13 protein-coding genes are annotated in these 15,390 nt (G+C 57.9%); 9 read left to right on the top strand and 4 right to left on the bottom strand.

The window, feature by feature from the left end; translation table 11 throughout:
- Nucleotides 1-57: 57 nt before the first annotated feature.
- Nucleotides 58-678 (top strand): 30S ribosomal protein S4, encoded by a 621-nt coding sequence (gene rpsD, locus EBB79_RS16115; RefSeq protein WP_127749849.1) that lies wholly within the window; start codon nucleotides 58-60, stop codon nucleotides 676-678.
- A gap of 189 nt (nucleotides 679-867) precedes the next feature.
- Complete coding sequence (locus EBB79_RS16110) at nucleotides 868-1,437, top strand: PA14 domain-containing protein (RefSeq protein ID WP_127749848.1); 570 nt, start codon at nucleotides 868-870, stop codon at nucleotides 1,435-1,437.
- Between the two features lie 94 nt (nucleotides 1,438-1,531).
- On the opposite strand, the gene EBB79_RS16105 is transcribed toward EBB79_RS16110, so the two are convergent.
- Nucleotides 1,532-1,993, bottom strand: coding sequence for an Lrp/AsnC family transcriptional regulator (locus tag EBB79_RS16105; protein WP_127749847.1), 462 nt, complete (start codon nucleotides 1,991-1,993; stop codon nucleotides 1,532-1,534).
- Between the two features lie 103 nt (nucleotides 1,994-2,096).
- Between EBB79_RS16105 and EBB79_RS16100 the strand changes: the two genes are divergently transcribed.
- From EBB79_RS16100 to EBB79_RS16085, 4 genes are all read left to right on the top strand, one after another.
- Nucleotides 2,097-3,521: an aminotransferase class V-fold PLP-dependent enzyme gene (locus EBB79_RS16100; protein ID WP_127749846.1), complete on the top strand. Its 1,425-nt coding sequence runs from the start codon at nucleotides 2,097-2,099 to the stop codon at nucleotides 3,519-3,521.
- A 118-nt stretch (nucleotides 3,522-3,639) separates the two neighbouring features.
- Complete coding sequence (gene hisC / locus EBB79_RS16095) at nucleotides 3,640-4,725, top strand: histidinol-phosphate transaminase (RefSeq protein ID WP_127749845.1); 1,086 nt, start codon at nucleotides 3,640-3,642, stop codon at nucleotides 4,723-4,725.
- Nucleotides 4,722-5,666, top strand: coding sequence for a prephenate/arogenate dehydrogenase family protein (locus EBB79_RS16090; protein ID WP_127749844.1), 945 nt, complete (start codon nucleotides 4,722-4,724; stop codon nucleotides 5,664-5,666). The genes hisC and EBB79_RS16090 overlap by 4 nt, the downstream gene beginning before the upstream one ends.
- Complete coding sequence (locus EBB79_RS16085; RefSeq protein ID WP_420850412.1) at nucleotides 5,666-6,493, top strand: extensin-like domain-containing protein; 828 nt, start codon at nucleotides 5,666-5,668, stop codon at nucleotides 6,491-6,493. Before EBB79_RS16090 ends, EBB79_RS16085 begins: the two co-directional genes overlap by 1 nt.
- Nucleotides 6,494-6,789: 296 nt before the next feature.
- Here the strand turns inward: EBB79_RS16085 and EBB79_RS16080 are convergent, their stop codons facing one another.
- The gene (locus EBB79_RS16080) at nucleotides 6,790-7,791 is read right to left on the bottom strand and encodes a DUF2125 domain-containing protein (protein ID WP_164860833.1); all 1,002 of its coding nucleotides are present in this window, start codon (nucleotides 7,789-7,791) and stop codon (nucleotides 6,790-6,792) included.
- A gap of 66 nt (nucleotides 7,792-7,857) precedes the next feature.
- On the opposite strand from EBB79_RS16080, the gene EBB79_RS16075 reads away from it, so the two are divergent.
- From EBB79_RS16075 to EBB79_RS16065, 3 genes are all read left to right on the top strand, one after another.
- Nucleotides 7,858-8,388 carry a gamma-glutamylcyclotransferase gene (locus EBB79_RS16075; protein ID WP_127749842.1) on the top strand — a complete coding sequence of 177 codons (531 nt, stop codon included), beginning with the start codon at nucleotides 7,858-7,860 and terminating at the stop codon, nucleotides 8,386-8,388.
- Nucleotides 8,389-8,461: 73 nt separating this feature from the next.
- Nucleotides 8,462-9,652 carry a biopolymer transporter ExbB gene (locus tag EBB79_RS16070; RefSeq protein WP_127749841.1) on the top strand — a complete coding sequence of 397 codons (1,191 nt, stop codon included), beginning with the start codon at nucleotides 8,462-8,464 and terminating at the stop codon, nucleotides 9,650-9,652.
- 3 nt (nucleotides 9,653-9,655) lie between these two features.
- Nucleotides 9,656-12,073 (top strand): peptidoglycan -binding protein, encoded by a 2,418-nt coding sequence (locus EBB79_RS16065; RefSeq protein ID WP_127749840.1) that lies wholly within the window; start codon nucleotides 9,656-9,658, stop codon nucleotides 12,071-12,073.
- 6 nt (nucleotides 12,074-12,079) lie between these two features.
- Here EBB79_RS16065 and EBB79_RS16060 read toward each other — a convergent pair whose 3' ends face one another.
- Nucleotides 12,080-12,886 carry a M23 family metallopeptidase gene (locus tag EBB79_RS16060; protein WP_238704930.1) on the bottom strand — a complete coding sequence of 269 codons (807 nt, stop codon included), beginning with the start codon at nucleotides 12,884-12,886 and terminating at the stop codon, nucleotides 12,080-12,082.
- Nucleotides 12,887-13,032: 146 nt separating this feature from the next.
- Nucleotides 13,033-15,354, bottom strand: coding sequence for an ATP-dependent Clp protease ATP-binding subunit ClpA (gene clpA, locus EBB79_RS16055; RefSeq protein WP_127749838.1), 2,322 nt, complete (start codon nucleotides 15,352-15,354; stop codon nucleotides 13,033-13,035).
- Between the last annotated feature and the right edge of the window lie 36 nt (nucleotides 15,355-15,390).

Here is a 15,390-nt window from a genome sequence, read left to right as displayed (position 1 = left end):
ACAACGCCCTTCATAGTGGCCCATTCCGGGCCACGATTTATACGAAGGATATCAGCCGTGACTAAACGTACAGCTGCCAAATACAAAATTGACCGCCGCATGGGCGAAAACATCTGGGGTCGTCCTAAGTCCCCAGTCAATCGTCGTGAATATGGCCCCGGCCAGCACGGTCAGCGCCGCAAGGGCAAAATTTCTGACTTCGGTATCCAGTTGCGCGCCAAGCAAAAGCTTAAAGGCTATTACGGCGACCTGACCGAAAAGCAGTTCCGCCGCATCTACGGCGAAGCTGAGCGTGTTAAAGGCGATACAGGTGAAAACCTGATTGGTCTGCTGGAGCGCCGCCTGGACGCAGTAGTTTACCGCGCCAAGTTCGTTGCAACAGTTTTTGCTGCTCGTCAGTTCGTCAACCACGGCCACGTCCTGGTCAACGGCAAGCGCGTCAACATTCCTTCGTACCGTGTCAAAGAAGGCGACGTGATCGAGGTTCGCGAAAAGTCCAAGCAAATGGCTGCTCTGCTGGAAGCCACTCAGCTGCCCGAGCGTGACGTTCCAGACTATCTCGATACCGACCACTCCAAGTTCACAGCCACTTTCGTGCGCACCCCAGCTTTGGGCGATGTGCCGTACCCGGTTGTCATGGAACCAAACCTGGTTGTGGAATTCTACGCCAAGAACTAAATTTGCTGCCCCGCAAGGGGTCTGCAGATCCAAGATCAAAAGGTCGTGCCCACCGGGTGCGGCCTTTTTTGTTGCGCGTACCCAAGATCACCAGCGGCATGAAATTGGTTTTCCTTGGCCGTTGACGTGTTAAGCTCGTCTTGACTTATCGGCGCGGGGGAGTGTCGGGGGCAATATTGGGAGAATACTATGAGGAAGATTATCACAGCGGTGTTCGCGCTGGCCGTTTTTCTGGGCGCCAGTGTGGCGACTGCGGCACCACTTAAACTAACACCAGCCAATCCGCAGCCGCGGGTCAAACCTGGCTTGACTGTGACCTACGCTTACCCAAGTGATGTCAAGTCCCTGCACCAGGCCGCCAATTCTATCCGTAGTATGGGCAAGCCTGGACCTTTGCTGTCGGGATTGGACTACCGCGTGACCGATATTGGCGAGAAAATCCTGACAGCGGAACGCGCTGAACGGGTCGCCGCTGACATCCGCGGCTATGTCCGCTTTGACGCGCCAGGTATCTATGTGATTGATTTTCTAACCAATGACGGCGTTGAGGCCACAGTCGGAGGCCAGCTGGTGGGCAGGTTTGACGGGCGCCAAACTTGCCAGGAAACCTTTGCAACCGAGGTCGAGGTCCCTAAGGCCGGCTGGTATCCTTTGCATATCCTGTACTTCCAGCGCAATAAAACCGCCTGCCTACATATGCGTAGTGGTGCAAAGGGCAGCCGCGTGACATGGATGTCCAATGCGGCCTTCGGCCACTAAGTCTACCGACAGGGGCCCACCGCTCCGCTCTTCATCTGGCCAAAAATATCCCGGGGGTCCGGGGGCTGGCCCCCGGCGTTCCCCACGACCACTGTTACAAGGGTAGGGGCCGCCCCTCGGCAATGGTCTCCATTGCAAAATATGAGGTAACACTGTCGAGTTCGATACCGTCAATCAGCCGTTGATAGACGCGGTCATAGCCGGTCATATCTTCAGTCACCACTTTCAGCTGATAGTCATAATCGCCACCAATCCGGTGAAAATCCACCACCTCGGGGATCGTCAACACATGTCTGCGAAACGTCTGCAACCATTCGGCTGAATGATGCCGGGTGCGCAGCATGACAAAGACCACCAGATCCAGCCCCAATTGCCGACGATCGACGCGGGCGGTTGTGCCCATCAGCAAGCCGCATTCATTCAGCCCTTTCAACCGCCGCCAACAGGCATTCTGCGACAGCCCGACAACCTCGGCCAGATCACGCTGAGACATGCTGCCATCCCGTTGAAGAGCGCGCAAAATGGCACGGTCAATTTGATCTGCGTTTTTACTCATGCCCGATCATATGACACAAGTATTCCCGAATCCACTGTGAAAATGGTGAAGTTTTCTCGCGACTTTTCGTTCATTCTGTAACGCAACAGATAGGAGCGCCCAAATGACCCTCGCAGATTTCAAAAAAAATATCCAAAATGCAGCTCGTGATGGCAGCCTGCAGGCAGGGGTGATTGGTGACGGGGTGATGATCCCCGGACTGAACGGGGATGTGCCGCTGGTCTATGCCGACTATGTGGCTTCAGGACGGGCGCTGCGCCAGGTCGAAGAGTTTGTGACCTCACAGGTGTTACCCTTCTATGCCAATTCCCACACCGAAGCCTCTTATTGTGGGTCTTATGTCACCCGGATGCGTCGTCAGGCCCGCGCCGAGATCGCCCGTGTGACGGGAGCAATGCAGGACGACGCGGTGATTTTTGCGGGCTCTGGGGCCACGGCCGGGCTGAACCGCTTGGTCAGTCTTTTGGGGATTGAGGACGCAGATCAGCCAGTTGTCTTCATCGGACCCTATGAGCATCACTCCAACATCCTGCCCTGGCGTGAAAGCAAGGCCAAGGTGGTCGAAATCCCCGAAGCCGACGGTGGCGGTGTTGATATGGCGGCTTTGCATCAGGCACTGACTGATCATGCCCACAGCGACCTGAAAATCGGCAGCTTCTCGGCGGCCTCGAACGTGACCGGAATTTTGACAGACCCGGATCCGATCAGCCGCCTGTTGCATGCGCATGACGCATTTGCGATCTGGGACTACGCTGGCGGCGCGCCTTATCTTCCCATCGATATGGGTGGCAATGGCGCAGCGCGCAAAGATGCGGTTGTGGTCTCACCCCATAAATTCCCCGGCGGGCCTGGGTCCTCTGGTGTGTTAATCGTCAACAGCCAGATTGTGCGCCGCAAGTGCCCCTCGTGGCCGGGCGGCGGCACTGTCAGCTTTGTCTCACCTTGGCAGCATGATTACAGCGACGATCTGGCCGCGCGCGAAGAGGCCGGTACACCGAATGTGATAGGTGATATTCGCGCCGCATTGGTGTTTCTGGTGAAAGAGGCGGTGGGCGAGGCTGAGATTGCCGCCAAAGAGGCGCGGTTTACTGAAATGGCCCGCGCGGGCTGGGCCAAAAACCCCCATCTGGCACTGCTGGGTCACGCCACAGCAGACCGGTTGCCGATCTTTTCCTTTCTGGTCACCGGCCGTTCCGGCGCACCGATCCATCAGCAATTGTTCACCCGGATGCTCAGTGACATCTACGGTATTCAGGCCCGTGGCGGGTGTGCCTGTGCGGGACCTTATGCGCATCGACTGCTGGGGATTGACCAGGAAACCTCACAGCAGCTGTTTGCCGACCTCGAGGCCGGCGAAGAGATGAGTAAACCGGGGTGGGTGCGGTTGAACTTCTCGTATTTGATGAGCGACAAGACCGCGCAATACATCATCGACAGTGTGAATGAGTTGTCCCGGACCGCCGAAACCCTAGCGGCCCAATATGCTGTCGACGAAAGCACTGCCCGGTTCAAAGCCCGCGCCGCTTAACCCTTTGCCGGGCTGCCCTCGACACGCAAAAATTCGCGTTTTCAGGTTTGCCGTGATCTTGCCGCTTCCCCAATTTGGCGGAGGCGGCTATTAGGGTCTCTGATAAGGAGCCCGAGACATGAACAAGATCACACCGCAGCCCGGTATTATGGACATCACACTCTATCAAAGTGGTGCAGCCCATGTGGCCGGGGTCAGCAATGTGGTGAAGATGTCCTCCAATGAAAACCCCCTTGGCGCCAGTCCACGTGCGATTGAAGCGATGCAGGCAGCGGCAGCAGGGGTGCACCGCTATCCCAGCTCGGATCACGCTGGTTTGCGCGGCGCGATTGGCGAGGTTCATGGGTTAAACCCCGAGCAGATCATCTGTGGCGCCGGTAGCGACGAGATTATTGCGTTTCTGTGCCAGTGCTATGCCGGTCCAGGCGACGAGGTTCTGTATACTGAACACGGGTTTTCGATGTATCGCATCAGCGCACTAGCGGCGGGTGCGACCCCGGTTGAGGTCCGCGAACGCGAAAGGGTGACGGATGTGGATGCTCTACTGGAAGGCTGCACCGATCGCACCAAGCTTGTGTTCATTGCCAATCCAAACAACCCGACTGGCACCATGATCTCCGAGGGTGAGGTAGCCCGGCTGGCCGACGGCCTGCCAAAAGGCACGTTGCTGGTGTTGGACGGTGCCTACGCGGAATATGTCGATGGCTTTGACGCAGGGGCTGCCGTGATCGATGCGCGCTCTAACATAATTATGACCCGCACGTTTTCCAAACTGTACGGTTTGGGCGGAGCAAGGATCGGCTGGGGCTATGGTCCTGCATCTGTAATCGATGTGCTGAACCGGGTCCGCGGACCCTTCAACGTATCCTCTGTAGCGCTGGCTGGGGCTGAGGCGGCAATTCGCGATCTGGACTATGTCACCAGTTGCCGCGCCGAAAACACTAAGTGGCGCGCCTGGCTGGCCGATGCGCTGGCTGAGGTTGGGGTGAGCTCGGATATCTCCTGCACAAACTTTATTCTGGCCCGCTTTGGCAGTCAGACCGAGGCCGAGGCCTGTGATTTGTATTTGCAAAAACAAGGCCTGATCGTGCGCCGGGTGGCAGGCTATAATCTGCCCGAGGCGCTACGGATTACAATCGGAGATGAGACATCCTGCCGCCGCTTGGCGCAGGCTGTGAAAGATTTCAAGAATGGTGCCACATGAGCCAGCCAATATATGACCGCATTGCCCTGATTGGGCTGGGGCTGATTGCCTCGTCGATGTTTTGGGCGATCAAGCGCTCTGGGTTGGCGGGCGAAGTGACCGGTTATGCCCGCTCGCCCGAGACCCGTAATAAGGCCCGCGAAATCGGCTTATGCGACCGGATCTGTGACAGTGCTGTTGAGGCGGTTGAGGGTGCTGATCTGGTTGTGCTTTGTGTGCCGGTCGGGGCCATGGGGCCTGTGATGCAGGACATTGCCTCGGCCTTGAAGCCCGGCGCAACGGTGTCGGATGTGGGGTCTGTCAAACGCAATGTGATCGAGGCGGTCCTGCCGCATATCCCCAAGGGTGTCCATTTTGTGCCCGCTCACCCCCTGGCCGGGACCGAGCATTCCGGCCCGGAATCCGGCTTTGCCGAGCTCTATGACAACCGCTGGTGCCTGTTGGTTCCCGTTGAAGGCTCGGACCCGGAGGCCGTCGCCAGATTGCGGGCACTGTGGGAAGGCATTGGGGCCAATGTGGACGAGATGGAGGCCGATCACCATGACTTGGTATTGGCCGTCACCAGCCACACACCGCACTTGATTGCCTATACAATGGTGGGCGTTGCCGACGACCTGCGCCGGGTGACTGATAGCGAAGTGATCAAATACTCGGCCGCTGGTTTTCGCGATTTCACCCGCATTGCAGCCTCGGACCCGACCATGTGGCGCGATGTTTTCCTCAGCAACAAAGAGGCAACGCTGGAAATCCTAGGGCGGTTCACCGAAGAGCTGTTTGCGCTGCAGCGCGCGATCCGGACAGGGGATGGCGAGCATCTGCACGACTATTTCACTCACACGCGCGCCATCCGCCGTGGTATCATCGAGGCAGGACAGGACACTGACGCGCCGGATTTTGGTCGCGGGCAATCTGCGGCAAAGACAATCGGGACGGAAAAATGATCACACGATGTTGGATAGCTGCTCTGTCAATTGTGGGTGGTGCATCGATGGGTATCGCCGCGCCGGAAACTTCTTTGCGCCCAGCGTCACGACCCGCTGCAAAGGTTCAGCTTGCTGTATTGACTGTTCCAGTGACAGCCAACCCCCAGGTGCGACCGAAGCTGCGGCCGGTGTCTGACCAGATCCTGAGTGCTGCCGCACGGCCAGCGGATCTGCCGGCTTTGGGGCCTATCCAATCGCTGCGACCGACCCTGCGACCCGATAGTGTGGTTGAACAGGCGCTGTTCAAGCGTCGGCGACTGCGTAAGGGGTCGGTCTGCGGCGACATTAGTATTCAAGGTGATAAGGTCGGCACGGTGCCTGCGAAACAGAGTGGCTGTGGTGCGCAAAATGCTGTGCGGGTGCGCTCGGTGGCCGGGGTAACGCTCAGCCAGCCAGCGGTGATGACATGTGAGACAGCGCAGGCGCTGAACATTTGGGTGGAAAAAGGATTGCAACCGGCCTTTCGCCGCAGAAACCAGGTGGTAAGCCTGCGCGTCGCTGCACATTACGCCTGTCGCACTCGCAACAACCAACCGGGCGCCAGGATATCCGAACACGGCAAAGGCAAGGCGATCGACATTTCGGGCTTTACTTTGGCCAATGGCGAGTTGGTCACTGTCGCTCAGGGGTGGAGCGCCAAAGAGTTTTCTAAACGGTTGCGTAAGGCCTGGTCAGCGGCGTGTGGCCCCTTTGGAACAGTCTTGGGCCCCGAAGCCGATAGGCATCACCGCGATCATTTCCACTTGGATACGGCTGAGCATCGCGGCGGTCCTTACTGTCGGTAAGTACGACATCGCAGGGCTCCCGCGTCCATTTGGATGATCAGCTGCGCTGATCCCCAAATGGACGCGGGCGTGGCGCCGTGCTGCGCACGGCGCAAACAGAAAAACAATTTTGAACAACGATTGAGGGTCGGGTTTGCCAAATTAGACGCAAATGTCTGTTTAGGAAGACTATTTCGCACATTGTATTGTAGTAACTTCCAAGTGATCCGAGATAGGATCACTGTGCGCCGCGTAGCGGCGCCACGCCCAACGGGAGGCTGGCATCGGAGATGCCGAACGACGGGCGGGAGGGCTTGTTACCGCAGAATCAATCTAGGAGCGGCGCCTAGGGGGATTGGGCCCAGGGCAATGTAACCATTGCGGAAACTTAGCTGTGTGTCGAGATCGCGCGGATTGCCGCTAAGCCCTGCAAGCAGGGCCAACACCCGCTCAATCCCATCCAGGGCTTTGGCAGGTAGCGCCCCTGCGCCATCGGCCATCACCAGCATCTTGCGCCAATTTTCAATTTTCAGGGATAATTCCCCGGTGGGGATCCCGGCTTCGTTGACGTCAAGTGCGCCAGTTGCTTTCAGGCGCAATTCGCCCCAATGGGCATCTGCCAGCGCCAAAGTGATCTGGCGCGGTTGTGGGCGGCGCAGTTCGAGTGCCGTCCTGTCCCAGGCTGTGTCAAAGGTCACCTCCATATCTAACGTCAGAGTGTCAAAATCGTCCGGCAGTGCATCGCTGGCGGACAGTATTTCACGCAATTGGGTGCCAGGGGAAAATCCCGTTGCAGCGACCAATAGCTGATAACGCTCAGGACTATCTGTCTGACTCATAGACATCTGCATCGTGTCGGCTTTGATCATTGTCTCACTGCCGTCGGAGATGCGCCACTTGCCACTGCTAAGCGCCATTGTTTCCAATCCCAGCGCCAGTCCGGGAGCCAGATGTAACCGGGCTTGCAACTCCTGAGCGTCGATCACTACGGTCTGATCAAAGTAAGACAGGCGTTGCGGGGTTGGTGCAAACTGCAGCGTTTGACGGCCAGGCCAGATCGCCGGACTTTCGATTTCCAGCCAATCGGCTCTCCAGGCAGTGCCGGTGCCGGGATCCGCGAGGGTTGGCTGGTTGATCCGGGTTGAATGGTGGCTGGGATAACCGCCGCCGCTTAGCTCAGAATATTCAGCCTGCCAGCCCTGGCGCTGCTGTTCGGAAAACCAGCTGTCAATGCCACTGCGCAGGCCCCAGCCCGCAGCAAACCAATAGAGCGACCACAACAAGGCCCCAGTCAGAAGCAGTTTCATCACACGCAGCATCAACAGCCTCTTTTGTCCAATTGGTTTTTGCTGTTTATAGACGCGAAACCAAAGAGGGCCAGTGGAATGACGATGTGGGTTTTTGGATATGGATCTTTGCTGTGGAATCCCGGCTTTCCTGTAGCTCGACAAGAAGTCGCGGCTCTGCAAGGCTTTGCCCGCTCGTTCTGCATGAGTTCGATCCATCATCGTGGCAGCGAGGAGACACCCGGCCTGGTTCTGGCATTGGACGAGATCCAGGGCGCCCATTGCACAGGGCTGGCATTGGCCGTTGAGACAGGGCACGAGGACCAAACACTAGCAGAATTGCGCGAACGAGAGTTGATTTCCTCTGCTTATGTAGAGAGAGAGTTGAAGGTTGACCTGGCCAACGGCGAAACGGTCACCGCAGTCACCTATGTCATCGACCCACATCATGTACAGTATTGTGGCGGCTTAAGTCTGGAAGAACAGGCTCAGATTATTGCCGTAGCCGTTGGCGGGAGGGGGCCGAACCCGGAATATTTGTTCAACACGGCCGCACATTTGGCCGAAATCGGCTTGAGAGACACCGATCTCGATTGGCTGACACAGCGCGTCCAGGCCCTGACAGCATAAAGCCTTGGCGCTTTGGAATATTAATCTGTAGTCTCTGAAGTGAGAGCAGAATAGATTTCAGGAACACCCACGAATGGCGCAGCCACATAGCGAGACCCGCGTGCAATTTTCGCAACCGGTCCGTCAAATCATGATGATGTTGATCGCGCTGGGCCTGTCAGGGTTTGGCGCCTTTGTGGCCCTGCCGCGGGTTCTGCCTGTGTTTCAGTCCAATCCCTGGCTGAACGGTTTTATCCTGTTGGTGTTTGTCTTTGGCGTTCTGGCCTGTTTCTGGCAGGTAATTCAGCTCATCGGGTCAGTGCGCTGGATCGAACGTTTTGCCGCCGGCGAGATCCGTGACGACGTTCGCGCGCCGTCGTTATTGGCACCGCTGGCCACGATGCTGAAATCGCGGGCAGCGCGGATGCAGCTGGGCTCGTCCTCGACCCGTTCGATCCTGGACACTGTTGCCAATCGCATTGACGAAGAACGCGAGATCACGCGCTATATCGTCAATCTGCTGATTTTCCTTGGTCTGTTGGGTACCTTCTACGGTCTGGCAACCACTGTTCCGGCTGTCGTGGAAACCATTCGCAGCCTGTCACCACGGGATGGAGAAGAAAGCCTGGCGGTGTTCAAACGTTTGATGAGCGGGCTTGAAGACCAACTGGGTGGCATGGGCGTTGCCTTTGCCTCGTCCTTGCTGGGGTTGGCTGGCTCGTTAATCGTGGGTTTGCTGGAACTGTTCGCAGGTCACGGCCAGAACCGATTTTATCGCGAACTGGAGGAATGGTTGTCGACATTTACCCGGGTTAGTTTTTCATCCGGGGAAGAAGGCACAAGTGAAACCGGAGTGGTGACCGAGGTGCTGGATACCATGGCGGAACAGATGGATGCTTTGCAGGCGCTGTTTGTGCAATCTGCCGAGGGTCGCGATATGGTCAACCACAAGCTGACTCATCTGGTCGACAGTATTTCAGCGATGAACGATCGTCAGGACCAGAGTGACACAGTTGCCGCCTCGCTAGAGCGGGTTGCCATTGGCCAAGAGGCGCTGACCGAAGTGATGCGCGCCTATGGCAGTGATGCTGGCATTGACGCTGAAAGCCGGATGCGATTGCGCTCGATTGATGTACAGATGCTGCGCATCCTCGAGGAAATCTCGGCCGGCCGTCAGGAAAGCCTGGCAGAGCTGCGGCGAGACATCGATGTCTTGGTCAAGACGTTTGCCCGCCCGCGGGGCCGGGCACGTGCCGAGGTGGCCCCAGACAACGGCGAGGCCTGATCCATGGCTTTGTCACGGCGCACCGGACAACGATTCCAGGCCTCGATCTGGCCGGGGTTCGTTGATGCGATGACCGGTCTGCTACTGGTCTTGATGTTCCTGATTACGATTTTCATGATTGTCCAGTTTGTGCTGCGCGACACCATTTCCAATCAGGAAAGTGAGCTGGACTCGCTAGCAGGCGAGGTGGGTGCCTTGGCCAGCGCGCTGGGGTTGGAAGAACGTGCCAATAGCCAACTAGACGCCCGGTTGGGTGCGTTGAACGCCACCTTGAATGACACCCAGACTGATCTGGATCGTACACAAATTCAATTGGGCGAGCAGGCGACGCTGATCGCCTCGCTGACCAACCAACGCGATCAACAGGCCGCTGAACTGGCGGATGCTTCGGCGCAGATCACCTCATTCGAGGCCCAGGTGGCGACTTTGCTGGCAAACAGGGATCAGGCAAATGCCAGCATTGCGGCCTTGCAGTCTGATCGCGAGGCGTTGGAATTGGCGCGCGCTGACCTTCTGTCGGAACAAGAGGCGCTGAATCTGGCCCTGGCACAAAGCCGGGGTGAAATTGATTTACAAGTCGAAGCTGCTCGGCTGGCGGCAGCCAAACGCGAGGCGCTAGAGGCAATGATTGCTGGGCTCGAACAACAAAGTGACGTTCGCGATGCCGAGCTGACTGGTTCTCGGCAGCTGAGTGAAGAGCGGGCGGCGGCACTGGCCGAGGCGCGCCAGCAGCTTAGCGATGAAGAGGCCGCCCGTCTGGTCGAAGCCGCCGCCGCCGAGGCGCTACGCGAAAAATTGGCAAACGCGGATGGCGAACTGACAGCAATGACACTGGCGCTTGAAGCACAGCGGCAAGATGCCGAAGATACGCTGACCCTGCTGGCTGCTGCCAATGTAGCCAAGGCGGCCTTGGATGAAAAACTGGCCGAAGCGCTAACCGCGATCGAGGCCGCGAGGGCCCAAACACGCGAGCGCGATGAACTGGCTGAGCGTCTGACCCGGGTGTTGGCGCAGATGCAGGTCACCCAATCCACTGCCGAGGCCCGCGTCAATGCGCTGGAGGCCGAGCTGGGCCGTATCCGCACTGACAGCACTGCCACGCGGGACCGGTTGACCGCTGAACTGACGCAGGCGCGGGACGAAGCAGCGCAAACCCGTGACGCTCTGGCGGCGGAACTGGCCAGTCAACGCGCCACCAATGTGCAGTCCCAGTCTGACTATCAGTCTGAATTGCAACGCTTGCAGAGTGAACATGCAGCGGCCCGTGCCCGTCTGGAGACGCAGATTGCCGCGTTGCAGGCGACTGCAGATGCCGAACAACGCGGATTGCAGCAGCGTTTGGCGCAGCTACAGTCTGATGCTGCCAGCGCAGAGGCCGGACTGTCGTCGCAACTGGAGCAGGCCCGCGCCGATCTTGCGGCGATGCGCACCGCTGCAAGCTCAACTCAGCAAGAGCGCGCTGCGGTGGAAAGTCGTTTGCTGGACGCATTGGAAGCTTTGGAAAAGGCACAGGTCGCGGCGTCAGATCAGGAGGTGTTGCAAAGCCGTTTGCTGGCCGCATTAGAGCAACAATCCGATGCCGAAGGTCGGGCCGCTGAGCAGCTGTCACTGGCACAGCAACGGGCAGCCCTGCTAGATCAGGCGCGCGAAACTTTGGCCAGTGAAAAAGAAATATCCACCGAGGCACAGCGCCAGACCGCGTTGTTAAATCAGCAGGTTTCAGCGTTGCGAAACCAATTGGGCAGTTTGCAGGCGCTGCTGGACGATGGTCAGGCCCGTGATGTGGCGCAGCAGGTGCAGCTGCAAAACCTGGGTAAAGATTTGAACTCGGCCTTGGCACGGGCCGCCTCGGAAGAGCGCAAGCGCCGCCTGCTGGAAGAGGCCGAGCGCAAGCGGTTGGAAGCTGAGGCGGTTGAACTGGCGAACCGGGCCTCTGATCTGGAAAACCAGGCCGAAGATCTGCAACGCTACAGGTCAGAATTTTTTGGCCGCCTGCGTGACGTGCTGGGCAACCAAGAGGGTGTTCGCATCGAAGGCGACCGGTTTGTGTTTTCCTCGGAAGTTTTGTTTCCCCCGGGTGGATCTGAATTGTCGCCCGAAGGTGAGATCGAGATTGCCAAAGTGGCCAGTATCCTGCGCAGTGTTGCGGGCGACATTCCACCCAGTATCAATTGGGTGATCCGGGTGGACGGTCATACCGACGACACACCGCTGATTGGACATTTCAAATATGCGGATAACTGGGAGCTTAGTCAGGGCAGGGCGTTGTCAGTGGTGCGGTTCCTGGTCGAGATCCTGGGCATCCCTCCGGGGCGACTGTCGGCCAACGGTTTCGGGGAATACCAGCCCATCAACACGGCTGATACCCCTCAGGCGCGGGCGCAAAACCGCCGGATTGAGTTGAAATTTACTGAGAAGTAACCCCGGCTAACGAACGTGCATCTGGTGTTCAGAACGGCTGATTTCGGCGCCAGAGCGGGTTAGAATTGCGGTTCCAGTGTACTCTCCGTTTGGCCAGGCGGAGGTTTTCAACCGCGTTCCTGCCGCTCGGAAGAATTCTGCCTGATCTTTTGGCAAGGTTGCGCGATGGTCAACCAGCCGTCCTTCGGGGCCGTCGACAATTAGGGTTACAACGTCCCCTTTGTGACCGCCAAAAGCATGCAGCCAAAACACAAGTGCTGCTGCATCGGCGGGTAGGGGACTTTGGTCCGCAGATCCGGCCTTTACGTCAGAATACTGCGGCACCGCAACATTGAACCCGACCCCCAACAGGCCGCCGGCCTGATAGTCAGGCGCATCCCGCCAGAGGCTTTCCCCCAAGGCGTCACAGGCCGGGAAGGCTGACAGATCAAAGGGATCGACCACTTCGCCGTGGCGCCGCAAGCTAAGGTGTAAATGCGGAAACTCGGTTTTACCACTTAGTCCGACCTGACCCAAAACCGTACCCGCCGCAATCTGTTGTCCCGACTGCACAGCGATGGAGCCGGATTTCATGTGGCAATATTGAGTTTCCCAACCGTCGGCGTGACGCAGGACTACCCCGTTGCCGCATTCTTTGCCTGCGGTGGTTTCGGTTGGTCCAACGTCTGGTATCCCGTCGCGCAACCCGCGCACTACACCATCGGCTGCTGCCAGCACGTTCACGCCGCGTGCCATATCGGCTAACGTGGGAAGTCGAAAATCAGTTCCCTTGTGGCCGTCATAGCCAAGTTCGCCGCATTGATAATCAAGCATGCTGGGGCCGGGATCTCGGTCGACGTGATTTTGAATGAAACAGGTCTGCCCCAATGTGCAGTCAATGGGCAGGTCTAATAAAAAATCGCTCGCCCCTAGGGAAGGGACGAGCGTGACTGTTAGTGCCAGAAGGGCAGCTCGCTGCATCAGTCAGCGGTCAGCAACGGTGGTTTGTCACCTGTAATCCGTGCTTTGGCGGGGCCTTCAATCCGAAGATCCAAAGCGCCATCTTTGATACCAACCTTGACCAAGCCGCCTTTGGCAAGCTTGCCAAACAACAGTTCCTCGGCCAGTGGTTTTTTGATGTGCTCCTGGATGACGCGCCCCAAAGGTCGGGCCCCCATCTTATCATCATAACCCTTGTTGGCGATCCACTCTGCGGCGGGACGTGTCAGCTCGATCGAAACATTGCGATCCAGCAGCTGCGCCTCCAGCTGGAGAACGAATTTTTCGACCACCTGCATGATGACATCTTTGGGAAGTGCACCAAACGAGATCACGGCGTCCAGACGGTTGCGGAACTCGGGCGTGAAGGTGCGTTCGACCGCAGCTGTATCCTCGCCCTCGCGGCGGTCACGGCCAAAGCCAATGGCGGATTTTGCCATTTCAGAGGCACCGGCGTTTGAGGTCATGATCAGGATCACATTGCGGAAATTGACCGTACGGCCGTTGTGATCGGTCAACTCACCGTGATCCATCACCTGCAACAAGATGTTGAACACATCCGGATGCGCCTTTTCGATTTCATCCAGCAGCAAGACACAGTGTGGATGCTGGTCAACACCGTCGGTCAGCAAGCCACCCTGATCAAATCCCACATAGCCCGGAGGCGCACCGATCAGGCGGGACACCGCGTGTTTCTCCATGTATTCAGACATGTCAAAACGCAGCAGCTCTAGTCCCAGCATATCGGACAGCTGTTTTGCCACTTCGGTTTTGCCGACGCCGGTAGGGCCGGTGAACAGATAGTTGCCAATTGGCTTTTCCGGTTCGCGCAGACCGGCACGGGCCAGTTTGATCGCTGAGGACAGCGCAGTGATCGCATCGTCCTGACCAAACACCACGCGCTTCAGTGACTTTTCCAGATCTTTCAGAACTTCGGCATCGTCCTTGGAAACGCTTTTCGGCGGGATCCGGGCGATTTTGGCCACAACGGCTTCGATCTCTTTGACACCGATGGTTTTGCGGCGCTTGCTTTCGATGATCAGATGCTGGGCGGCGCCCGCCTCGTCGATCACGTCAATCGCACTGTCGGGAAGTTTGCGGTCATTGATATAGCGCGCGGCCAGTTCCACCGCAGTTTTGATCGCTTCGACAGTGTATTTGGTGCCGTGGTGCTCTTCGAAGTACGGTTTCAAACCGCGCAGGATTTTGACCGAATCATCAACCGAGGGTTCATCAACGTCGATTTTCTGGAACCGACGCGCCAGGGCGCGGTCTTTTTCAAAGTGCTGGCGGAATTCTTTGTAGGTGGTCGACCCCATGGTGCGCAATTTGCCGCCCTGCAACGCAGGCTTCAGCAGGTTCGAGGCATCCATAGCCCCACCCGAAGTGGCACCAGCACCAATCACAGTGTGGATCTCGTCGATGAACAACACCCCGTCCGGATGGTCCTCCAGTTCGGTGACCACGGCTTTTAGGCGTTCCTCAAAATCACCGCGATAGCGGGTGCCGGCTAGCAACGCGCCCATGTCGAGCGAGAAAATGGTGGTTTTGGACAGGACTTCGGGGATCTCACCAGCCACGATCTTGCGGGCCAGACCTTCGGCGATGGCGGTTTTGCCGACACCAGGATCACCTACCAGCAAGGGGTTGTTCTTGCGGCGACGGCAGAGCACCTGGATGCAACGCTCGACCTCTGGGTCGCGACCAATCAGCGGATCAATGTCGCCTTCACGTGACTTGGCATTCAGGTCCACGCAATATTTGTCGAGTGCGCTTTCCTTTTTGTCTTCTTCAGTGACGGTCTGGGGCTCGTCTTCGGGGTCATGGGCCCCGGTGACTGGGCGCTGATCGCCAAAGGCGGGATCTTTGGCCACGCCATGCGCGATATAGTTTACCGCGTCATACCGGGTCATGTCCTGATCCTGCAGGAAATACGCCGCATCACTTTCGCGCTCGGCGAAGATTGCGACCAGCACATTGGCGCCGGTGACTTCCGTGCGACCAGAGCTTTGAACATGGATCGCAGCGCGCTGGATCACCCGTTGGAACGCGGCTGTTGGCACCGCTTCGGATCCATCGATATCAGTGACCAGATTGGCCAGATCTTCATCGACAAATTCCGACAGTGTTTTGCGCAGTTCCGTCAGATCAACGCTGCAGGCCTGCATCACACGGGCGGCCTCAGGCTCGTCCAACAGGGCCAGTAGCAGATGCTCCAGGGTTGCGAATTCGTGGCGCCTTTCGTTTGCCAGCGCAAGCGCGGCATGGATGGCGGTTTCTAGTGTGCTCGAGAATGAAGGCACGGGCGTGCTCCTCTGTCTTGGGTCGGTGGAGAGACC

Source organism: Parasedimentitalea marina, from assembly GCF_004006175.1.
In the GTDB taxonomy this organism is placed as follows: Bacteria; Pseudomonadota; Alphaproteobacteria; order Rhodobacterales; family Rhodobacteraceae; genus Parasedimentitalea; species Parasedimentitalea marina.
The sequence above is the reverse complement of the archived record's forward strand: the minus strand, read 5'-3'. Positions and strand labels throughout refer to the sequence as shown.